Annotated in this window: 20 protein-coding genes and 1 pseudogene; 7 read left to right on the forward strand and 14 right to left on the reverse strand. The window is 74.0% G+C overall.

Annotated features, from left to right (window positions below; genetic code table 11):
* Together ACWCSU_RS46170 and ACWCSU_RS46175 are read left to right on the forward strand one after the other, a co-directional pair.
* A pseudogene (locus ACWCSU_RS46170) lies at positions 1-723 on the forward strand (phospholipid carrier-dependent glycosyltransferase); the annotation flags it as partial.
* Positions 724-835: 112 nt separating this feature from the next.
* The gene (locus ACWCSU_RS46175) at positions 836-2035 is read left to right on the forward strand and encodes a hypothetical protein (protein ID WP_357696085.1); all 1200 of its coding nucleotides are present in this window, start codon (positions 836-838) and stop codon (positions 2033-2035) included.
* Here the strand turns inward: ACWCSU_RS46175 and ACWCSU_RS46180 are convergent.
* The gene (locus ACWCSU_RS46180; RefSeq protein ID WP_449942687.1) at positions 2022-2420 is read right to left on the reverse strand and encodes a MerR family transcriptional regulator; all 399 of its coding nucleotides are present in this window, start codon (positions 2418-2420) and stop codon (positions 2022-2024) included. The two genes, ACWCSU_RS46175 and ACWCSU_RS46180, sit on opposite strands and share 14 nt — an antisense overlap.
* A gap of 92 nt (positions 2421-2512) precedes the next feature.
* On the opposite strand from ACWCSU_RS46180, the gene ACWCSU_RS46185 reads away from it, so the two are divergent.
* Positions 2513-3454 carry a DUF5996 family protein gene (locus tag ACWCSU_RS46185; protein WP_449942688.1) on the forward strand — a complete coding sequence of 314 codons (942 nt, stop codon included), beginning with the start codon at positions 2513-2515 and terminating at the stop codon, positions 3452-3454.
* 214 nt (positions 3455-3668) lie between these two features.
* Here ACWCSU_RS46185 and ACWCSU_RS46190 read toward each other — a convergent pair whose 3' ends face one another.
* Positions 3669-5081: an MDR family MFS transporter gene (locus ACWCSU_RS46190; RefSeq protein WP_449942689.1), complete on the reverse strand. Its 1413-nt coding sequence runs from the start codon at positions 5079-5081 to the stop codon at positions 3669-3671.
* On the reverse strand, positions 5078-5893 hold the full coding sequence (locus tag ACWCSU_RS46195) for a TetR family transcriptional regulator (RefSeq protein WP_449942690.1): 816 nt from the start codon (positions 5891-5893) through the stop codon (positions 5078-5080). Before ACWCSU_RS46195 ends, ACWCSU_RS46190 begins: the two co-directional genes overlap by 4 nt.
* 70 nt (positions 5894-5963) lie before the next feature.
* Between ACWCSU_RS46195 and ACWCSU_RS46200 the strand changes: the two genes are divergently transcribed.
* Positions 5964-6749 (forward strand): alpha/beta fold hydrolase, encoded by a 786-nt coding sequence (locus tag ACWCSU_RS46200; RefSeq protein WP_449942691.1) that lies wholly within the window; start codon positions 5964-5966, stop codon positions 6747-6749.
* Here the strand turns inward: ACWCSU_RS46200 and ACWCSU_RS46205 are convergent.
* Entirely contained in the window at positions 6658-7665 is a 1008-nt protein-coding gene (locus tag ACWCSU_RS46205; protein ID WP_449942692.1) for a helix-turn-helix transcriptional regulator, read from the reverse strand. The two genes, ACWCSU_RS46200 and ACWCSU_RS46205, sit on opposite strands and share 92 nt — an antisense overlap.
* A gap of 87 nt (positions 7666-7752) precedes the next feature.
* On the opposite strand from ACWCSU_RS46205, the gene ACWCSU_RS46210 reads away from it, so the two are divergent.
* The gene (locus ACWCSU_RS46210; RefSeq protein WP_449942693.1) at positions 7753-8235 is read left to right on the forward strand and encodes a VOC family protein; all 483 of its coding nucleotides are present in this window, start codon (positions 7753-7755) and stop codon (positions 8233-8235) included.
* Here ACWCSU_RS46210 and ACWCSU_RS46215 read toward each other — a convergent pair.
* Positions 8186-8605, reverse strand: coding sequence for a DUF5360 family protein (locus ACWCSU_RS46215; protein ID WP_357696101.1), 420 nt, complete (start codon positions 8603-8605; stop codon positions 8186-8188). The two genes, ACWCSU_RS46210 and ACWCSU_RS46215, sit on opposite strands and share 50 nt — an antisense overlap.
* The gene (locus tag ACWCSU_RS46220) at positions 8589-9137 is read right to left on the reverse strand and encodes a TetR/AcrR family transcriptional regulator (protein WP_449942694.1); all 549 of its coding nucleotides are present in this window, start codon (positions 9135-9137) and stop codon (positions 8589-8591) included. The genes ACWCSU_RS46215 and ACWCSU_RS46220 overlap by 17 nt, the downstream gene beginning before the upstream one ends.
* 96 nt (positions 9138-9233) lie before the next feature.
* On the opposite strand from ACWCSU_RS46220, the gene ACWCSU_RS46225 reads away from it, so the two are divergent.
* Positions 9234-10025: a maleylpyruvate isomerase N-terminal domain-containing protein gene (locus ACWCSU_RS46225; protein ID WP_449942695.1), complete on the forward strand. Its 792-nt coding sequence runs from the start codon at positions 9234-9236 to the stop codon at positions 10023-10025.
* A gap of 12 nt (positions 10026-10037) precedes the next feature.
* Here ACWCSU_RS46225 and ACWCSU_RS46230 read toward each other — a convergent pair whose 3' ends face one another.
* Together ACWCSU_RS46230 and ACWCSU_RS46235 are read right to left on the reverse strand one after the other, a co-directional pair.
* Positions 10038-10484, reverse strand: coding sequence for a pyridoxamine 5'-phosphate oxidase family protein (locus tag ACWCSU_RS46230; protein WP_449942696.1), 447 nt, complete (start codon positions 10482-10484; stop codon positions 10038-10040).
* 13 nt (positions 10485-10497) lie between these two features.
* A complete protein-coding gene (locus tag ACWCSU_RS46235) occupies positions 10498-10881 on the reverse strand; it encodes a MerR family transcriptional regulator (RefSeq protein WP_449942697.1) in 384 nt (127 codons plus the stop codon).
* Positions 10882-10959: 78 nt separating this feature from the next.
* Here ACWCSU_RS46235 and ACWCSU_RS46240 point away from each other — a divergent pair, with 78 nt between their 5' ends.
* On the forward strand, positions 10960-11613 hold the full coding sequence (locus tag ACWCSU_RS46240) for an SDR family NAD(P)-dependent oxidoreductase (RefSeq protein ID WP_449942698.1): 654 nt from the start codon (positions 10960-10962) through the stop codon (positions 11611-11613).
* A 4-nt stretch (positions 11614-11617) separates the two neighbouring features.
* Here ACWCSU_RS46240 and ACWCSU_RS46245 read toward each other — a convergent pair whose 3' ends face one another.
* Genes ACWCSU_RS46245 through ACWCSU_RS46270 form a run of 6 tightly spaced genes read right to left on the reverse strand, consistent with a single transcriptional unit; the run spans position 11618 to position 19028 of the window.
* Positions 11618-12787, reverse strand: a complete 1170-nt coding sequence (locus ACWCSU_RS46245) for a hypothetical protein (RefSeq protein ID WP_449942699.1) — start codon at positions 12785-12787, stop codon at positions 11618-11620.
* Positions 12788-12812: 25 nt separating this feature from the next.
* On the reverse strand, positions 12813-13241 hold the full coding sequence (locus ACWCSU_RS46250) for a carboxymuconolactone decarboxylase family protein (RefSeq protein WP_357696656.1): 429 nt from the start codon (positions 13239-13241) through the stop codon (positions 12813-12815).
* Complete coding sequence (locus tag ACWCSU_RS46255) at positions 13241-14038, reverse strand: class I SAM-dependent methyltransferase (protein ID WP_449942700.1); 798 nt, start codon at positions 14036-14038, stop codon at positions 13241-13243. Before ACWCSU_RS46255 ends, ACWCSU_RS46250 begins: the two co-directional genes overlap by 1 nt.
* Positions 14035-15696, reverse strand: a complete 1662-nt coding sequence (locus ACWCSU_RS46260; protein ID WP_449942701.1) for a class I adenylate-forming enzyme family protein — start codon at positions 15694-15696, stop codon at positions 14035-14037. Before ACWCSU_RS46260 ends, ACWCSU_RS46255 begins: the two co-directional genes overlap by 4 nt.
* On the reverse strand, positions 15697-17421 hold the full coding sequence (locus ACWCSU_RS46265) for a CoA transferase (RefSeq protein WP_449942806.1): 1725 nt from the start codon (positions 17419-17421) through the stop codon (positions 15697-15699).
* Positions 17421-19028 (reverse strand): class I adenylate-forming enzyme family protein, encoded by a 1608-nt coding sequence (locus ACWCSU_RS46270; RefSeq protein ID WP_364101674.1) that lies wholly within the window; start codon positions 19026-19028, stop codon positions 17421-17423. The genes ACWCSU_RS46265 and ACWCSU_RS46270 overlap by 1 nt, the downstream gene beginning before the upstream one ends.
* Positions 19029-19134: the final 106 nt, after the last annotated feature.

The following is a 19134-nucleotide window of genomic DNA, read 5'->3' on the forward strand; positions in this document are numbered from 1 at the left end:
ACCCTCATCCCCTTCCTCGCCTACATGGCCACCTGGACCGGCTGGTTCGCCTCCGCCAACGGCTACGGCCGCAACTGGGACCAGGCCACCTCCTCCGGCCCCTTCTTCTTCCTGTTCGACTCCATGCGCTCCTGGATCCACTACCAATGGCAGGTCTTCTCGTTCCACAACGGGCTGGAGACCTCTCATCCGTACATGTCGGAGCCGTGGCAGTGGCCGCTGCTGCTGCGTCCGGTGGCCTTCTTCTACGAGGGCAAGCAGAACGTGTGCGGGGCCAAGGACTGCTCGGAGGCGGTGCTCGGCGTGGGCACGCCGGTCATCTGGTTCGGCGCGCTGGCCGCGCTGGTGGCCCTGATCGCCTGGTACGTCTCCTCGCGCGACTGGCGGGCGGGGGCGGTGCTGCTGGCGTACGCGATGGGCTGGCTGCCCTGGTTCTACTTCGCCATCTCCGAGAACCGTACGATGTTCCTGTTCTACGCGATCCCCATGGTGCCGTTCATGATCCTGGCGCTGACGTTGTGCGCCGGGTTGCTGATCGGGCCCGCCACGCCGACGGCCGCCGGAGCCATGCCGATGCGCCGCACCTTGGGCGCCGCGGTGGTCGGCGCGTACGCTCTGCTGGCACTGATCAATTTCTGGTGGTTGCACCCGATCTTGTCCGCAGAGGTGATCCCGTACACCGAATGGAAGGCCCGGATGTTGTTCGACAAACGGTGGATCTGACCCGCTCACTGTAGGTAAACATCGGTTTCGTAGGGTAGTCGCTGTGCAAGACCCAATACGCACCGCATTCGGTCATCGTCAGGGCTGGGTGCGATACGGCAAACTTCGAGGCATGAGTGCACCGGATGTCACCGCCCTTCTCGCCGAGTTGGAGCGATCTCAGCCGGACCTGGCCGAGGAGGCCAGGACCGCCGTCGAATGGTTGACGGGTGGGGAGCCGCTGGAGACGGTGACCCAGCTCGACGTCTGCGAGTTCCTCTGGTACACGCTTCCGATCAAGGTGGGCCCGCTCCGGCCCGGAGGCGACCACGAACGCCTGTCCCGCTCGCTCGGGCGACTGCTGCAACTGGGCGGCATGGAACGTTACGCCGCCCTGTGCGTGTCGCCCACGACCGTCCAGATCCTGCGCACCTACGCCCAGGAGGGCGAGGACGCCGGCACCAGCGCCTACCAGAAGGCCCTTGAGGCCACGGGCGTGCTCCCGCCCGACGTTCCCGAGCTGCAATGGAGCATGATCATGGGCCCGGAGGAGCTGGGCGCGCACGTGGCCTGCTCGGCGGCGCTGGAGCTGGCGATCGTCGCCGGCGACGACCTCGACCGCACCGCCCTCACCCGTCGCTGGCTCACCGAGCCCCGCGCCGAGCTGGGCGGCGACAGCTGGCTCAACCGCGTGCACGGCGAACGGCTCAACCGCTGGGTGCTCGGGCGCGGCCCGGCCCGGCGGGAGCTGGCCCAGCCGTTCGAGGTGCGCCTGTACGCGCCGGTGACGCCGCAGCCGCTGCCCGCCCTGCGCAAGCTGCTGTCCCTGGCCGCCTCCGAGGGCAGCCTGCCGCTCCGGCTGGCCCCCTCGCCCCCGGCGCTGCGGCTGCGCGAGCTGGCCGAGCGCGAGCTCGGCGCGATCAGCCGCGACGGCGCCCGGCTGGCCATCACCGACTACGGCCGTCACCTGCTGGGCTCGCCGGAGGCCATGTGGGAGGCGGTCACCCGGCTGCTGCTGGCCAGAGGCGAGCACGAGTTCGAGGTCTCGGCCCGCGAGGCCGCGCTCATGCTGCTGGCGGACGGCGTCCTGATGTCACCCGCCGAGCTGCGCGAACGGGTGGCCGAGGTGGTGGGCGGCGAGGGCTGGCACCCGGCCACGACCCTCGACGACGTCGCCGCGCCGGTCGCCGACCTGGTCTCCCAGCTCACCGCGCTGGGCCTGGCCTTCAGCGACGACCTGGCCGTGCGGATGGCCAGGCCCGGCCAGTACGCGGCCCTCTCCGCGCTGCGCGCCCACGCCCTGCGCCCGCGCAAGTACGTCAGCTCTGGCTGACGGCCCTCACGGCGCGCTTGAACTCGGGGCACTCGACCAGCGGGTCGTGCTCGCACACGGCCGCGTGACGCAGGCTGTCACGCAGCCGGGTGAGCTGCTGCACCCGCTGGTCGACCTCGCGCTCCTTGGCGGCCATGCGCTCGCGCAGCCGCGTGTCCGCGGGCCTGGCCCGCAGGAACTCGGCGATCTCCGACAGCGTGAAACCGGCGTCGCGGGCGCAGGTGATCAGCGCCAGCCGGTCGAGCGTCTCGGGCAGGTAGACGCGGCGCAGGCCGTTGCGCCCCTCGGCCTCGATGAGCCCCTTGCGCTCGTAGAAGCGCAGCGCGGACGCGGCCAGCCCGGTACGCCTGGCCACCTCGCCAATGTCGATCAACGTGTCCCGCATGCCCCGGCTCCTCGACTTGAACCACCCTTCAAGCCGGATATTAGCGGAGCCCCTCCGACGAGCGATTACGCAGCGTAGTTACGATAGAGGACATGGAGCTCTTTCCGGCCATGCCACTCGAAGAGTGGGCCGACACCAAGGAGACCTTCCACCGCTTCGCGCAGATCGTCGGGAAAATCCGTCTGACGGTGAGTAACCGGCGCAACCACTGGTGGCAGGTGCCGTTCCATCTGACCGGGCGTGGCCTGACGACGCGTCCCATGGGCGGGCTCGGCGAGCAGCCGCTGTTCTGCGTGGACTTCGACCTCGTCCGCCACCGCCTGCTGATCGACGTCCTCGACGGCCGCAGCGCCGAGTTCAGCCTGATCGGGCTGTCGGTGGCCACCTTCCAGTCCCGGCTCTTCCAGACGCTGGCCGACCTGGGCATCCGGCCGGAGATCTGGGCGGTGCCCTACGACCTGGAGGACGAGACGCCGTTCGCCGAGGACACCCGGCACGCGCACTACGACCCGATCCTGATCAACCGCTACTGGCGGATCCTGTCACAGGTGGCCCAACTGCTCGACCGGTTCGCCGCGGACTTCGGCGGCAAGGTCAGCCCGGTGCACCACTTCTGGCACACGTTCGACATCGCGGTCACCCTCTTCACCGGCCGCCCGGCCGAGGTGTCGGAGGAAGCCGACCCCGTCACGCGCGAGGCGTACAGCCGGGAGGTGATCAGCGCGGGGTTCTGGTTCGGCGACAAGGAACGGCCCTGGCCGGCGTTCTACTCCTACACCGCGCCCGAGCCCAAGGGCCTGGAACGGGAGCCGCTGCAACCCGGCCAGGCCGAGTGGCTGCCCGCGCGCGGCAGCCATCTGGCCGTGCTGCGCTACGACGACGTGCGGGCCATGGGCGACCCGGTGGCGGGTGTGCTGGAGTTCCTGCAGAGCGCCTACCAGGCCGGGGCCAAGCTGACCCACCTGGACACCGAGGAGGTGGCCTGCCCTGGCGGCGTCACCGATCCGTACTACGTCAAGAACCGTCCGGCGTAGGAGACGCGAAAGCCCGCCCTCCGGGGAGGGCGGGCTTCCACGTGTGCGTGTACCGGTGTGCAGGTCGCCTCTCGGCGAAAGGCACAACGCGGCTCCAGCCGAACGGTAGTCCGCGAAGGCAATAGGTGAGGCCCGGGGACACTGGACACACCGGCCACGGTTTATGTAACGGGGGTCCCTGCCGGAACATTCCCCGCGTTTCCCCGATTTCCTCTCAAACTCTGGCGGGCTGCCTCGCCGGGAGCCCGGTCTCGCGGACCAGCAGCAGGGCGGCGACCGCCAGCAGGCCCGCGACGCCCCCGGTCCAGGCGACGGTGGAGCCCACGGCCGCCGCGGTGACGTGCCCGCCGACGAGCGACTGGGCGCAGGCCAGCCCGAAGGAGCCGCCGAGCTGCTTGGACAGCGCCGAACCCGCCGTCGCCGTGCCCATGTCGGCCTGAGGGACGCTGCTCTGGGTGGCGATGGTGAGCCCGCCCATCGCCGGGCCCGTACCGAGCCCCACGAGCAGCAGCCAGAACCCGACCAGGAACGGCGAGGTGCCAGGACCCAGCAGGGCGAAGGCGAGCGTGCCGGCCGTCACCAGCGCGGCCCCGGTCAGCAGCACCGGTCTGGTGTGCCCGGAACGCAGCACGAGGACCGCCGTCAGCCGGTTCCCGACGATCATGCCCACCAGCATCGGGAGCAGCAGCAGGCCGGAGACCGTGGCCGACAAGCCGCGTACGTGCTGAAGATGGAGCGGCAGCAGGACGCCCGCGGGCAGCCCCGCCACCTGGAAGAAGAACCCCCCGGCGAGCAGCGCCGCGTACGTGCGGCGGCGCATCAGCCGTGGCGGCAGCACCGGCGTGTCGGCCCGCCGCTCGACGGGGACGAGCGCGACCAGCAGCGCCAGCCCGCCGAGCAGCGAGCCGAGCACCGCCGGGTCGGTCCAGCCCCGGCCGGTGTTGCCCTTGAGGCTCAGGCCGATCAGCACCAGCGACAGGCCTGCGGTGAGCAGGGCGATCCCGGCCGCGTCGAGTCTGCCGGAGGTGCGCGGCGGACGCCGGTCGGGCAGGAGCAGCGCGATCAGCGTGGCCGCGACCGCGCCGACGGGCAGGTTGACCAGGAACGCCCAGCGCCAGCTCGCGTGGTCGGCGAGCAGGCCGCCGACCAGGGGGCCGCCGACCATGCCGACGATCATCATGGTGGCCAGCAGGGTCTGCATGCGGATCAGGCCCTCGGCCCGGTGGGGCGGATGGAGGTCGCGGATCAGCGCCATGCCCAGGGTGAGCAGGGCGCCCGCGCCGATCCCCTGGACGGCCCGGCTGACGATCAGGATCTCCATCGAGCCAGCGAGTCCGCAGGCCAGCGAGCCGGCCAGGAAGATCGCGACCCCGGAGAGGAGGAGGCGGCGGCGGCCGTACAGGTCGGAGAAGCGGCCGTAGACGGGGACGCTCACGGAGGAGGTGAGCAGGTAGGCGGTGATCAGCCAGACGTACCAGGAGGTGGTGCCGCCGACCTGCTCGACGATGCGCGGGAGCGCGGTGCCGATGACGGTGCCGTCGAGCATGCCCAGGAAGGCGCAGCCCAGTAAGGCGAAGGTGACCGCGGTGCGGCTGCGGGGCGCCAGGTCCTCGTAGAGGTCGGTCAAGGACGTTCGCCGCCCGTGAGCGCGCCGTTCAGGAACAGGTCGACCAGCTCCGCCGAGCCGAGCGGGGACGGGCCGCGACCGGCCGCCATCACCATGAACTGGAACGCGTCGGCCAGGTGTTCGGGGGCCAGCCTGAGCCGGTCGCGCTCGGGCTCGAACAGCCCGGCCAGAGCCTCACGCGACGCCGCCATCGACTCCTCCCGCCCGGACGCGGGCCGCCCTCCCGCACCGCCTGACGCGCCGGGCCGCTCGCCTTCGCCCTGGCCAGAGCCGGGCCGCTCGCCTTCGCCCTGGCCAGAGCCGGGCCGCTCGCCTTCGCCCTGGCCAGAGCCGGGCCGCTCGCCTTCGCCGTGGCCAGAGCCGGGCCGCTCGCCTTCGCCCTGGCCAGAGCCGGGCCGCTCGCCTTCGCCGTGGCCAGAGGCGGGGCCAGGGGCGGGGGCGGGGCGGCGCAGGCCGCCCGTGGTGGCGAGGGCGCCCGCCACCGCGCCCATCCTGGCCAGGTAGCCGCGCAGCGCCTCGGCCGCCTCCAGCAGCCGTTCGGCCAGCGGCAGGTCGAGGGAGATCGCGGACACGTGGGCGAGGGTGTCGTCGGGGCGCAGCGCCTCCGCCATGCAGGCGGCCAGCAGCGCCTCCTTGTCGCCGAAGGCGCGGAAGATGGTGCCCTCGCCTATGCCCGCCGCGCGGGCGACCTGGGCGGTGGTCACGGAGGTGCCGTACTCGACCACCAACGGGAGGGCGGCCTTCACGATCATCTCGCGGCGTCGTTCGGGGCTCATCGCCGGCGCTCGCCGCCGGCTCGTCTCGTTCGTCATGCCTTCGACGGTACGGAGTGAGTACTCACTCCGTCAAGGGCACCAGCGCCGCCATGGCACCATCGAAGGCGTGCCTTTCGCCATGACGACGGGCGGCGTCAAGCTGTCCTACCAGGTCCGCGGCAGTGGCCCCGCGCTCGTGCTGCTCCAGGGCCAGGCCAACAACCACCGCTGGTGGGACCCGGTCCGCGACGACTTCGACCGCGCCCACCGCACGATCACCTTCGACTACCGCGGCACCGGCGACAGCGACAAGCCCGACGAGCCGTACACCACGCGCGGGTTCGCGGAAGACGTGCTGGCCGTGCTCGACGACCTCGGCGTCACCCGCGCCGACGTCTACGGCACGTCGATGGGCGGCCGGGTGGCCCAGTGGCTGGCCGCCGACCATCCCGGCCGCGTGGGGGCGCTCGTGCTCGGCTGCACCTCCCCCGGCGGCGTCCACGGGCTGGAACGCGGCGACGACGTGCGCAGCTCGCTGGCGCAACCCGACCGGGCCGCCGCCGGGCGGGCGCTGCTGGAGCTGATGTACACGCCGGGCTGGCTGGCCACGCATCCCGGGCCGTACCGCACGGTGGGCGATCCCGGCATGCCCGCCCACGCCCGCCGCCGCCATCTGGCCGCCAGCGCCGGGCACGACGCCTGGGCCGTCCTGCCCGCCATCACCGCGCCGACGCTGGTCGTGCACGGCACCGACGACGTGTTCAACCCCGCCGCCAACGCCCCGCTGCTGGCCGGGCGCATCCCCGGGGCGGAGCTCCGGCTCATCGAGGGGGCCCGGCACGCCTACTTCGAGGAGTTCCGCGAGGTGGCGAGCCCGCTGGTGCTGGAGTTCCTGGCGCGCTCGCGCGGGTGAGACGGGCGGCCAGTCCGCGCAGGTGGGCGACGAGCTCGGGCGGCTCGTGCACCTCGAACTCGCAGCCGAGCGTGATCAGCCGGAAGGCCAGCCAGTCCAGGGTGTCGGCGGAGGCGCGCAGGAGGCAGGTGCGCCCGTCCAGCGGGGTGACCTCGCCGGGGACGGCCCGGGCGACGTCCTCGGCGGGCGCGTGCAGGGTCACGACCGCCCCGTACGTGGGCACGCCCGAGTAGAGCTTGGCGGCGACGTACGCGGCGGGGTCCTCCGGCTCGGTCGTGGTGATCCGGGCGCCCGTGGCCCGTATGTCATCGATGCGGTCGACGCGGAAGAGGCGCCGGTCGTCCCGGTCGTGGTCGTGGGCCAGCAGGTACCAGCGCCGGCCGGCGGCCACCAGGCGGTGCGGGTCCACGAGCCGGGCGCTCTCGGCGCCGTCGGCGGCCAGGTAGCGGAAGCGCACCCGTTCGCGATTGGCGACGGCCATGGCCAGCGCGGTGAGCCGGCCGGGATCGACGTCGAACCCCTCCACTCCGGGCAGTGGAACGGTCGCGGCGCCGAGCGAGGCCACCCGGTGGCGCAGCCGGGACGGCAGCACCTGCTCCAGCTTGGCCAGCGCGCGTACCGACGCCTCCTCGATGCCCTGCACGGGATGCCGGGCGGCGGTGACCAGGCCGACGGCGATCGCGACGGCCTCCTCGTCGTCCAGCAGCAGCGGCGGCATGGCCGTGCCCGCGACCAGCCGGTAGCCGCCGTCGGCCCCCATGGCGGCCACCACCGGGTAGCCGAGGTCGCGCAGCCGCTCGACGTCGCGCCGGACGGTACGGCGGCTGACCCCGAGCCGCTCGGCCAGCTCGCCGCCGGGCCATTCGCGCGGGGTCTGGAGCAGCGACAGCAGGTTCAGCAACCGCAGGGACGTCATGCGTCCAAGAATGCCGTCGATGTAGGACAGGAACTGACCTACTGACGTCCTACCGTCTTCTCGACGCACCGATCGAGGAGGAACCTCATGACCGTCAACCCCGTCCCCGAGGGCTACACCAGCGTGACGCCGTGGATCATCTCGCGTGACACGGCAGGGCTGATCGACTGGCTCAAGGCCGCCTTCGACGCCGTGGAGCTGGGCCGGATGGCCGGCCCGGAGGGCGAGGTCCAGCACGCCGAGGTGCGGATCGGCGACGCCGTGGTGATGATGTTCGACGCCCGGCCCGAATGGCCGGCGACCCCCGGTTTCCTCCGCCTGTTCGTGCCCGACGCCGAGGCCGTCCACCGCCGGGCGGTCGAGGCGGGCGGCACGTCCGTCACCGACGTGACGCACCTGTTCTTCGGCGACCTGGTCGGCCGGGTGCGCGACCCCTGGGGCAACCTGTGGTGGATCCAGACCCACGTCGAGGACGTCTCCGCCGAGGAGGCGCAGCGCCGCCTGACCGACCCCGAGTTCGTCAAGGCGATGGAATACGTCCAGAGTGCGGACTTCTTCCCCGGGCGGTGAGCGCGGCGATGGCCGGGAGCGGGAAGAGCAGCAGGTAGAGGTTGGGGATCCACCAGGCGAGCGAGAAGTCGCCGCGCAGCGTCCAGAACGCGATCGCCATCAGCCCCGAGGCCATCGTCAGCACCAGCGAGACCAGCATCAACGGCTCGCCCGCGGGCCGGCCGCGGCGCAGGAGCCACAGGCTGGTCAGGCCCGTGGCGCTGGCCAGGAGGTCGATCCAGAGGAACGACCAGTTCCAGTCGACCATCAGCGGATCGGCATAGTCGGCGAAGGCCCACTCGGGCGGGATCAGGCCGAGGCCGGTGACCGTGAAGTAGGCCACGAAGCAGAGATCCGTCAGCAGCATCAACGCCTTAGTCGCGCGCAGCACGGTCGATGGCCTCCATCAGGTAGCGGCGGGTGGGTTCGTGCAGGTCGGGGCCGGGTTCGCTGAGGCCGAGCAGGCGGGCGGCCCACCATCCGTCCACGGCCAGCCGGACGGCGGTCGCGGCGGCCGGGTCGATGCCGTCGTCGGCCAGCCGGGCCTGCCAGGCCGCGAACCGCTCGCGCAGCGGCTCCAGCCCGGCCGGATCGACCAGCACGCCCGCCAGGAGCGCGGCGGTGACCCGGTCGGCCGGTGCGGACGCGGTGTGCCGTTCGGGGATCGTGGCCCGTACGTAGGCCCGCAGGAAGTCGCCCGGCCGGCCGCCCGCCGTCGCCAGCGCCGCGTCGAAGGCGTCGGTCAGCCGCGCGACCATGGCGCCGACCAGGGCCTGCTTGGTCGGGAAGTGGTAGAACAGGCCGCCTTTGGAGACGCCGGCCCGCCGGGCGACCGCCTCCAGCGTCAGGGACTCCGCCCCTTCCGTCAGCAGCACGTCGGCGGCGGCGTCGAGCAGCCGCTCCTTGGAACTCGGTCGTGGCATGACCGGTACTATACCGGCTGACCGGTACAGTTTCGAGTGTTGGATCTCGCGCATAACCACCTCCGGAATCCGAACCCGGCTGATCGGAGTGAGCCCATGGATCATGTCGCGCAGTTCAACAGGGAGGTCCGGGCGTTCGAGGCGGCCGCGCGGCGGGCGACCTCGTCGGGCGGCGCGCCCCTCGTGCCGTCGTGTCCCGGGTGGTCGGTCGCCGACCTGGTCATCCATCTGGGCGCGGTGCACCGGCACGTGCACGCGGTCGTCCGTGACCGCCTCCCCGGGCTGCCCGACCCGGGCGACCTCGCCGTCCTGGGGCTGCCCGCGGACATCGGCGACTGGCCGCACCCCGACCGCGCCCCCAACACCGGGCCGGTGCCCCCGGCCGTGCTCGACTGGTTCGCCGAGGGCGCCTCGCTGCTGGGGGCACGGTTCGCCGCCGACTCCCCCGACGCCCCCGCCTGGACGTGGTCCCGGGAGCAGACCGTCGGGTTCTGGCAGCGCATGCAGGCCATCGAGGCGGCCGTCCACCGCTGGGACGCCGAGAACGCGATCGGCCCGGCCGCCCCGATCGACGCCGCGTTCGCCGCCGACGCCGTCACCCAGGTCTTCGAGGTAATGGCCCCCGCCCGCCGATCCTGGACACAGGCCCCGCCCGGCACGGGCGAGCGCTACCTGTTCCGGCAGACGGACGGGCCGGGGACGTGGGCGGTGTGCTTCGACGGCGACGACGTCCGGCTCACCGGCGGCTCCGAGGGGGCCGTCGAGCTGGCCGGGACGGCCTCCGACCTGCTGCTGCACCTGTGGCGGCGGCTGCCCGCCGACCGGCTGGACGTGCGGGGCGACCGGGCCCTGCTCGACCGCTACTTCACGCTCGTCCCACCGGTGTGACCTGCGCCGGCCTCACGCCTCCTGGTCGAGCCGCTCGACCACGACCCCGCCCGGGTGCAGGGGCAGGCGGCGGCCGGACATGCGGTCCAACGGCAGCCGCACGAGCACCGGGTCGGCCAGCTCCGGCCAGGGCGCGCCGGTCAGCCGTTCCAGCCGCCCGGCCTCCTCCCGATCCCGGACGACCTCCGCGACCCCGGTCACCAGCACGCTCCACCCGGCCCGCATCGCCGGCTCCATGTCGTCGATCTCGAACGCCATCGGCACGTGATGCTCGATCGCCTCCAGGATGCGGCCCGGCGGGATCCTGAACACGACGGTGTCGGCGTCGAGCGTGAAGTTCACCGGCAGGACGATGATCGTGCCGCCCGGCCGCGCCCACGCCACCCGCCCCACGGGAACCGAGGACAACAAGGCCAGGCACTCCTCGCGATCCATCGTCCGGATGGCACCCAAATCCATGCCGTCCATCCTCTCACCTGGTCGAACGCTCCCTCTGGAGAGGCTCGCGGGCGGTGGCGAGCATCGAGTCGAGCGCCTTCTGCGAGGCGGCCAGGCGGCTGATCTCGCCGCTGATGCGGGCGCGCTCGCGGTTGAGGTTGTCCCTCATCTCGGGGCAGGACGAGGGCACCATGTGGTCGCCGTCGTCGTGGACGCAGTGCAGCACCCGGGTGATGACCGACGTGGGCAGACCGGCTTCGAGCAGCGCGCGGATGTGGCGCACCTCCGCGACGTCCGTCTCGGCGTACTCGCGGTAGCCGTTCGGCAGGCGCAGCGGTTTGAGCAGGCCCTGGTCCTCGTAGTAACGCAGCAGCCTGCGGCTCACTCCGGTCTGCCGGGCGAGATCGCCGATTCGCATGGGAACCTCCGGATTGACCTTCACATGGATGTGACCCTTTATCGTGCCCATTGTCGCCAATGCAGATGGGAGATGAAGGTGTCCGGAGCAGTGATCATCGGGGCGGGGCCGGGGATCGGGCAGGCGGTGGCGCGCCGGTTCGCCGCCGAGGGGTTGCCGGTCGGCCTGGTCGCGCGGAGCGCGCGGACCGTGGAGGCCGCGGCGGCGGCCCTGTCCACGTACGGCGTGCCGGTCGCCACGGCGGTGGCCGACAGCACCGACGAGGACGCATTGCGCGCCGCGCTCGACAAGGCGGCGGCCGAACTGGGCCCGCCCGACGTCGTGGTCTACAACGCCGCGATCATCCAGGCCGACCGGCCGGGTGAGCTGACGGCGCGGGCCCAGCTCGACGCGTACGCGGTCAACGTCGTCGGCGCGCTCACCGCCGCCGCCCACGTGGCGCCGGGGATGGCGCGGCGCGGAGGCGGCACGTTCATCGTCACGGGCGGCATGCCGTCCCCCAAGCCGACGTACGTGAGCCTGTCACTGGGCAAGGCCGGCGTGCGGACCCTGGTGACGCTGCTCGACCAGGAGTACGGCGCGGACGGCGTCCACGTGGCCAGCATCACCGTGGCCGGAGCGGTCGCCCCGGGCACCGACTTCGACCCCGACGACATCGCCGAGCACTACTGGCGTCTGCACACCCAGCCCCGCGCCCAGTGGGAACACGAGGCCCGGCACCTCGGCACCTGACCCCTCACCAGGCGACGACCGGCGACTCGCCCTCGCCCGAGCGCTTCCCCGCGTCGATCCCCACGGACGTGGTGGACCCGTCGGCGAGGTCGACCCGGTGCGCCCGCCATCCGTACGTGTACAGCAGTTGCCCGCCGGCCCCGTCGACACTGAAGTGGAGGCCCGCCGAGGCCCCCCGCGGCAGGGTCAGCCGCGCCACCACCTGTGGCCGCCCACCCCCCACCGGGACCCGCTCGACGTCGTGACCGGTGGAGTAGAGCAACGCGTCCCCGTCCGGGGTGAAGGCCACCGACTCGGGGATCCACACCGCCCTGTCCGGCGTGACCGGCCGCGACGCGGCGACCAGATCGGAGCCCTCGTTCCCCAGGTCGAGCACGCTGACGCCCCCTGGGAGCATCGCCGTGGCCAGCCGCCGCCCGTCCGGGGCCCAGGCCAGGCCCATGACGTGGGTGTTCTCGCGGGTGACCCAGTCGCGCCGCCGCCCGGTGGCCAGTTCGAGGACCGCCACCTTGGTCCCGCCGCCGATGAGCGTGACGGTGTAGGCGAGCCTGGTGGCGTCCTGGCTGAGCGCCATCGCGGTCACCTGGTCGGGCTCCGGTTCCAGGGCGGGCACGAGCTCCGGCTCGCCGGGCCGTCCCCTCTCGTCGAGACGGATGCGGAAGAGCCGCAGGGGCGTGTCCGGCCCCGTCCATCCGGCCAGCACGAACGTGCGGTTGTCGGGGGCGGCGGCGACGAGGTGCCAGGAGGAGCGCACCCCGGGCGGCAGCGGCACGGCCGCCACGAAGGCGCCCGTCACGGCGTCGTTCACGGCGGGCGGCACCGGCGTGGCGTGCGCCGTCTTGGACGAGTCCGTGGAGGAGAAGATCGGCGCCCTGGCGGTGACGAAGAAGCGCGGCGGCCCGGTCGCCGTCAGGCGCTTGCCCGTCGCCATGGGCTCGGCCAGGGAGGTCGCCGGGACCAAGGGCGGCGGCCGGAAGGACGACGGCGAGGGGGTCGACCCCGGCGACGTCGAGGAACCCGTGTCCACGGGGGGCATCGCCGGCGCCAGGCTGGACGACGGGGGCGCGGACGGGGCGTTCACCAGGGACACCCGCCGGGTCGCCGGGTCGGCGCAGGCGCCGGTCAGCGTGAGCACGATCAGGCCCGCTAAGGCCACCTCCGTACGGGATCGCATGTTCCGATCGTGCCACAGCGGCCGCCTATCCGGCAGGCGGACCGGCGGCGATCGCCACCCGGTTCCAGACGTTGATGGCGGCGATCGTCCACAGCAGGTGGGCCAGCCGGGTCTCGTCGAAGTGCTCGCGGGCCGCGTCGAACACCTCCTCCGGCACCCCCGCCTCGTCGATCCTGGTCATCGACTCGGTGAGCGCCAGCGCCGCGCGTTCGGGCCCGGTGAACAGGGTGCTGTCGCGCCAGAGGGCGAGGGTGCGCAGGCGTTCCTCGTCCTCGCCCGCCTCCAGGGCGCGGCGGGTGTGCATGCCGAGGCAGACCGTGCAGCCGTTGAGCTGCGAGGCGCGCACCCGGACGAGCTCGGCGAGCGCCGGGTCCAGCTCCCGGCTCGCGGCGGCGTCGAAGCGGGCCATCGCGGAGTGCACGCCGGGCGTGGCGCCGTACAGGTCGATGCGCATCACGACGCCTCCAGGGGGCGGCGGCCCTGCACGGAATAGGTCACGCACGAGGTGGCGCGGAAGTCCGGGTGGGCCAGCAGGGCGCGCACGTCGGCGAGCTGCCGGTCGGTCAGGCCCTCCTCGGCGAACCGGTCGCGCAGGTGCCTGGTGTGATGGGCGACCAGCCGCGCCCCCGGCGAGCGCGCGTCCCACAGCTCGACCCGGGGCCTGGGGTCGACGCCGGTCAGCCCGGCCCGCCGCATCGCGTCCGCCGCGTGACGTCCCCAGGCGACGTCCACCCCGGCGCGCGTCATCACGCGGATCTTGGCCCGCATGAACGTGTCGTAGAGCTCGGCCGCGTCCGGTCCGGGCATCAGCAGCCCCGGGCCGTACGTGATGTCGAACTCGTCGAGCTGCAGCACGCCGCCCGGCCTGAGCGCGCGCACCAGCCGGTCGAGCACGGCCAGCCGCTCGGGCAGGAGCAGCAGCACCAGCCGCGCGTGCACCACGTCGAACGCGGCCTCCGGCAGCGGGTCGCGGACGATGTCGTGCCGGACCACCTCCAGCCCGGGGGCGACGGGCTCGAAGGCGGGCTCGATGTCGGTGGCCAGCACGCTCCCGGCGGACCCGACGCGACGGGCCAGCCACTCGGCCACGCTGCCGCCGCCCGCGCCCACCTCCAGGCACCGCATGCCGGGGCCGACGCCCGCCTCGGCCAGGCGTTCCAGGGTCATCGGGTCGTAAGCCTGCTCCAGGCACCGGTGCTGCTCGGCGACGTGGTCGCGGCGGTCGCCGAACATGTAGGCCGTCCGGCTCATCGGCCGCTCCTCATCGGGCTGCGGGGGACGGGCACCGCCGACTGCGCGGCCAGGCGGGCGAGGGTGGCGGCGCACACCTTGCCGGTCGGGCCGAGCGGCAGTTCGGGCAGCCAGAGGAAGCGTTCGGGGAGTTTGCGCCGGTCCAGGCCGCGTTCCTCGCGCAGGTAGACGATCAGCTCGGCCGGGGACGGCGGTCTCGCGCCCGGCCTGGGCGACACGCAGGCGCACATGCGCTCCCCCAGGTCGTCGTCCGGCACCGGGACGCAGAAGGCGTCGGCGACGTCGGGATGGGCGCTGAGCTCGCGTTCGACCTCGGCCGGGGAGATGCTGAGGCCGCCGCGCATCACGACGCGCTTGATCCGGTCGAGCACCCAGAGCGTGCCGTCGGGGTCGAGACGGCCCAGGTCGCCGGTGCGGACCCAGCCGCCGGGGGCGCGGTAGCGGTCGTCCAGGTCGGGGGCGGCGACGTAGCACAGGGGGGTCATCGGGCCCAGCGCCCAGATCTCGCCCGCCTCGCCCGGCGGCGCCGGATGCCCTTCGGCGTCCCGGATCGTGATCTCGGCCACGGCCGGGTCCGGGGTTCCGGCCAGGCCGGGGGCCCACCGGTCCGGGGTGCGGCCGGTGTGGCAGTTGACGCCGTCGGTGGAGCCGTACACGTTGACCAGCGGCACGCCGAAGCGGCGGGCGCACGCCTGCCTGGCCTCGCCGTGCAGGGGCTGGGCGCTGGTGACGACGCGGCGCAGCGACGACAGGTCGGCCTCGGCGGCCGAGTCGGCCATGCGGCGCAACATCGTCGGGACGCCGTACAGGTGGGTGGGGCGGTGCCGCTCGACGGCGCGCAACGCGTCGGCGGCGTCGAAGCGGGCGCGCAGGACGAGGGTGCCGCCGTGGCGGGCCAGCAGGACGGAGGTGCCGCAGGAGCCGTACGAGGAGGCCAGGGAGACCAGCAGCAGGTTGCGGGTGGGCCCGTCCTCGCCCAGCACGGCCCGCAGGTAGGCGCCCCGGCCGCCGGCCATGGCGTTGTGGGAGTAGGCGACCATCTTCGGCTCGGACTCGGTGCCGGAGGAGAGCAGGATGCGGGCGGGCCACTCGGCGGGCGGGCACGCGGGCCGCCACGCGCGCACGTCCTGCTCGTCCACCTGGTCGAGCGAGCGGGTGCCCGGCGTGGGCGCGCCGAACGTCCACGTCTGCTCCAGGTACGGCAGCCCGGCCCGCAGCCCCAGGGCCAGCTCGGGCACGGTGATCAGCGCGGCCGCCCGGGAGCGGTTCAGCAGGCTCGTGATGTCGCGCTGCCCCCGCGTGTGCGGGATCGGCAGGGCCACCGCGCCGACGGCGGCCACCGCCAGTTCGGCCACCACCGCGTCGCGCCCGTTGGGCAGCAGGACGGCGACGATGTCGGCCGGCCCACGCCCGGCGGCGGTCAGGGCGGCGGCGGCCCGGCGCACGCGGGCGTCCAGGGCGGCGAAGTCGAGCGAGCCGGTCTCGTCGGCGACCGCCTCACGCTCCGGCGTCCGCCGTACGTGCCGGCTGAACAGGCTGTACAGGTCCAGGTCGGGGCACAGGCCGCGGGCGGTCCATTCCGCGCGCACGCTCCTGGGTACGCGGTCGGCCAGGACGATCCCGTTGGCGGACGTCCAGGGCAGGGGGTCGGTACGCATTCAGAGGGCCTCCTCGTGTCGGTGGGCTGGCACGAAAGTCCAGGGGGCACGGCTGTAGGCGGCTTGGGGGGTGCGGTCGAGCACGTCGTCGAAGGCGGGGTCGTCGGCCATGGCGGCCAGATCCGTCACGGGGGTGACCCGCGGACCGGCCGGAGCCCTCCCCGGCGGGGTGGCGCGCAGGAGGCGGGCCGCGTCGATGAGCGCCGTGGCCGCGCGCACCCCGGCGCCGCTGCGGGCACGGGCCACCAGGGCGGCGACGACGGCCTCGGCGCTGATGAGCGCGCCCAGCACGTCGGTGAGCGTCATGAGGGACGGCGCGGGCCGCTCGCCTGGTCCGGCCAGCAGCGCCGCCACCCCGCTGTACGCCTGCACCAGGTAGTCGGTGCCCATGGGCTGCGGCGGAGGCAGCGCCTCGGCCCAACCCCCGGCCTGCGCGTACACCAGGGACGGCCGGACCGGCGCGAGGTCCTCGTGGTCCAGCCCGTACGCGCCGGCCCGTCCGGGGGGCCAGTTGTGCAGGAACACGTGCGCGCAGGCGATCAGGCGTACGGCGGCCCGGCGGCCCGCGCCGGACTTGAGGTCGGCTTCGAGGGCACGTTTGCCCCGGTTGAGCGCGAGGAACCGGGCCGAGGTCGGCCCCGCCATCGGCGGCACGCCGCGCAGCGGGTCCCCGCCGGGCGGCTCCAGCCGTACGACGTCCGCGCCGAGCAGCCCGAGCACGTGCCCGGCGAGCGGCCCCTGCACCCGGTTGGTGGACTCCACGACGAGCAGCCCGGCCAGCGGGCCCCGGGCGTCCCGCGCGAGCGGCGGCAACCCGGACGGTTCCCCTGCGACGCCGGTCAGCTCGCGCAGCCGCCACGGGGAGGCGGGCGAGGGCGCCAGCGGCGCGTCCGCGTCCCGGACGGGGAGCACGCTGACCCCGGCCTCCGCCGCGGCCGCCACGACGTCCCGGTACCGGGCGGCGGCGGCGGTCTCGCCCAGCGCCGGCGGCAACGTGCAGGTCGCCGTCGCGAACCGCTGCTGGAACGGCGGCCAGCCCGCCGCCACGGCCTTCGGCTCGGCGTCCAGCGCGGCCCAGAACAGCCGCCAGCGCTCCGCGTCGAACGTCTCGATCTCGAACGGCACCCCGTCCGCCGACCGGAACGGGGGCACCCGCCCCTCCCCCGAGCACGCCGTGCGCCCCGGCGCACCGAGGACGGGCGGGTCGGATCGCTCGCAGGTGGCGACGGCGATGTACTGGGTGAGCGCGAGCAGCGCCGCCTGCGCGACGGACGTGCGCGCCGCCAGGGCGGGCCCGCCGCGCAGCAGCGCGAGCAGGACCGCCGTGAGCGCCTGGGCGGTGAGCACCCCCGCGCACACCGACGCGTAGTCCAGCCGCAGCGCCCGTGGCCCGCCGGTGGCCCGCCCGTGCACGTGGGCGATCCCGCAGGCCGCCTGCACGTCGCGCTCGCCCGCCATCGGCACGCCCACCGGCCCCGACCAGCCGATCCCGCACTCCGGCAGCGCCTCCCCCGGCATGCCGAACGGAGCGGACGCGACCCCCAGCCACCCGGCGGGGGCCCCGGCCGGCGGCGGCGCGTCGTCGAACCGGACCTCGCAGCCCAGCGCGTACAACCGCTGGACGGCCACCCGCAGCGCGACCGACTCGCCCCGTGCCCGCACGACCACCCCCGCCAGCGGCCAGGCGGCCACGTCCCGCTCGCCGGCGGCCCGCGGCCCCGGCATCACGTCCAACGCCCTGTGCCGTACGTGTCCGGGGTCTCGCCCAGCAGTTCGCGCAGCGCCGTCCTGCGGACCTTGCCCGTACCGGTGCGGGGGACCTGATCCCAGGTGATCACCACGGGGTCGGCCAGCTCGGGCAGGTCGGCGACGGCCCGCCGCCACGCGTCGCGGTCGAGCGTGCCGTCCTCGGTGACCACGACCGGCACGGAAGGCCGTCCGGGAACGCCCAGGATCACGCACTCCAGCACGCCGGGCAGCCGGTCGTCGATCACGTCCTCCAGCTCGACGCAGCTCACGCCCGGGATCGTGTCGGTCTCCCGGTCCACGAACCGCACCCGCCCGGTACGGCCGATCGCCCCCAGGTCGCCGGTGTGCCACCACTGTCCGAGCCGCTTGCCCAGCCAGCGTTCCTGCTCCCCGACGTACCCCAGGCACAGGGCCTTGGTCCGGCAGACCACCAGGCCGCTCGCGCCGCGCGGCACCGGGCGCAGCGTCTCGCGGTCCACCACCCGCAGCCGGGTGCGCGTGGGCACCGGGCGTCCGAGGTCGCGCGTGGTCGGGTGCCGGGTGTCGCCGTCGGCCAGGGACCTGCGGGTGAGCAGGCGGAAGGTCAGCGGCCCGGTCTCGCTCTGCCCCCAGCCCTGCATCCACACCGGCCGCCGGTGCCGGGTGGCGTCCAGGAAGGCTCGTACGGTCGGCGGGTGCATGGCGTCGAACGTGCTGACGAACAGGCGTACCCGCGCGAACGGGCCGCCGTCGCCGAGCGTCCGCCGCTGCCATCGCACGTACGTGGCCGGCAGCGCCTCCAGCGTCGTGGGCCGGTGGCGGGCCAGGAACGGGCCGGCCTCGTCCCAGCCGGGGGCGGAGACGGCCAGCAGCTTGGCGGGGCCCAGCCACAACACGCTCGCGGTCCAGGCCAGCGCCCGCCCGTGGGCGAAGGACATGGCGCCGGCCACGACGTCGTCGGGGCGGCTGCCCAGCACCGGCCACCGGTGGGCCTCGAACCCGGCCAGGCGGCGCAGCAGCGTACGGGTGGAGTGCACGACGAGCTTGGGCACGCCGGTCGTCCCCGAGGTGTGCATGACGGCCAGCGGGTCGTCCAGCGCGGGCCGGTGCACCGGCGGCACGGCCCAGCCGCGGACGTCGTCCAGGGACAGCAGCCCCTCCGCCGGGCCGTCGACGACCAGGACGCGGGGCGCCTGCCAGGCCACGCCGGGCAGGGCGGCGAGGGCGGAGTCGGTGACGAGGAGCGCGGGCTCCAGCCGTTTCAGCAGGATCTCCAGCACGTCGGGCGCCAGGTGCGCGGACAGGGTGGCGGGCACCGCCCCGATGCGCGCGGCGGCGCAGGACAGCAGCACGTAGTCCCAGTGGTTGCGCTTGACGATGGCGACCCGGTTGCCGCGGCGCGCGCCGGCGGCGGCCAGCCAGCCGGCGGCCTCCCGGACCAGCTCCGCCAGGTCCGAGATTTCGAGATCGGTGCCGAGATGGGGGGCGATGTCCAGGGGGCGGCTCAGATGCACGCCGGTCCTGCGCCCGCGCTCGGCGAGGTCGTCGAAAAGGGTGCCCAACTCGATGGGCCGGGTGAAGAAGGCCATCTGCATTCTCTCCATGCGCGTACGTCCATGACAGGCGGCGTCTTGACGGGCGGGCGCCGATGACGGGCGGTTGTCTGTGGCGGGCGGTTGTCTGTGGCGAGCGGTTGTCCGTGACGAGCGG

The sequence above is a fragment of the Nonomuraea sp. NPDC001699 genome, assembly GCF_053596455.1.

Bases quoted from the DNA above. Each gene is read 5' to 3' on its own strand.
- ACWCSU_RS46175 (WP_357696085.1), top strand. From the start codon at position 836: ATGAGTGCACCGGATGTCACCGCCCTTCTCGCCGAGTTGGAGCGATCT.
- ACWCSU_RS46180 (WP_449942687.1), bottom strand. From the start codon at position 2,420: ATGCGGGACACGTTGATCGACATTGGCGAGGTGGCCAGGCGTACCGGG.
- ACWCSU_RS46185 (WP_449942688.1), top strand. From the start codon at position 2,513: ATGGAGCTCTTTCCGGCCATGCCACTCGAAGAGTGGGCCGACACCAAG.
- ACWCSU_RS46195 (WP_449942690.1), bottom strand. From the start codon at position 5,893: ATGACGAACGAGACGAGCCGGCGGCGAGCGCCGGCGATGAGCCCCGAA.
- ACWCSU_RS46205 (WP_449942692.1), bottom strand. From the start codon at position 7,665: ATGACGTCCCTGCGGTTGCTGAACCTGCTGTCGCTGCTCCAGACCCCG.
- ACWCSU_RS46210 (WP_449942693.1), top strand. From the start codon at position 7,753: ATGACCGTCAACCCCGTCCCCGAGGGCTACACCAGCGTGACGCCGTGG.
- ACWCSU_RS46220 (WP_449942694.1), bottom strand. From the start codon at position 9,137: ATGCCACGACCGAGTTCCAAGGAGCGGCTGCTCGACGCCGCCGCCGAC.
- ACWCSU_RS46225 (WP_449942695.1), top strand. From the start codon at position 9,234: ATGGATCATGTCGCGCAGTTCAACAGGGAGGTCCGGGCGTTCGAGGCG.
- ACWCSU_RS46230 (WP_449942696.1), bottom strand. From the start codon at position 10,484: ATGGATTTGGGTGCCATCCGGACGATGGATCGCGAGGAGTGCCTGGCC.
- ACWCSU_RS46235 (WP_449942697.1), bottom strand. From the start codon at position 10,881: ATGCGAATCGGCGATCTCGCCCGGCAGACCGGAGTGAGCCGCAGGCTG.
- ACWCSU_RS46245 (WP_449942699.1), bottom strand. From the start codon at position 12,787: ATGCGATCCCGTACGGAGGTGGCCTTAGCGGGCCTGATCGTGCTCACG.
- ACWCSU_RS46250 (WP_357696656.1), bottom strand. From the start codon at position 13,241: ATGCGCATCGACCTGTACGGCGCCACGCCCGGCGTGCACTCCGCGATG.
- ACWCSU_RS46255 (WP_449942700.1), bottom strand. From the start codon at position 14,038: ATGAGCCGGACGGCCTACATGTTCGGCGACCGCCGCGACCACGTCGCC.
- ACWCSU_RS46260 (WP_449942701.1), bottom strand. From the start codon at position 15,696: ATGCGTACCGACCCCCTGCCCTGGACGTCCGCCAACGGGATCGTCCTG.
- ACWCSU_RS46265 (WP_449942806.1), bottom strand. From the start codon at position 17,421: ATGCCGGGGCCGCGGGCCGCCGGCGAGCGGGACGTGGCCGCCTGGCCG.
- ACWCSU_RS46270 (WP_364101674.1), bottom strand. From the start codon at position 19,028: ATGGAGAGAATGCAGATGGCCTTCTTCACCCGGCCCATCGAGTTGGGC.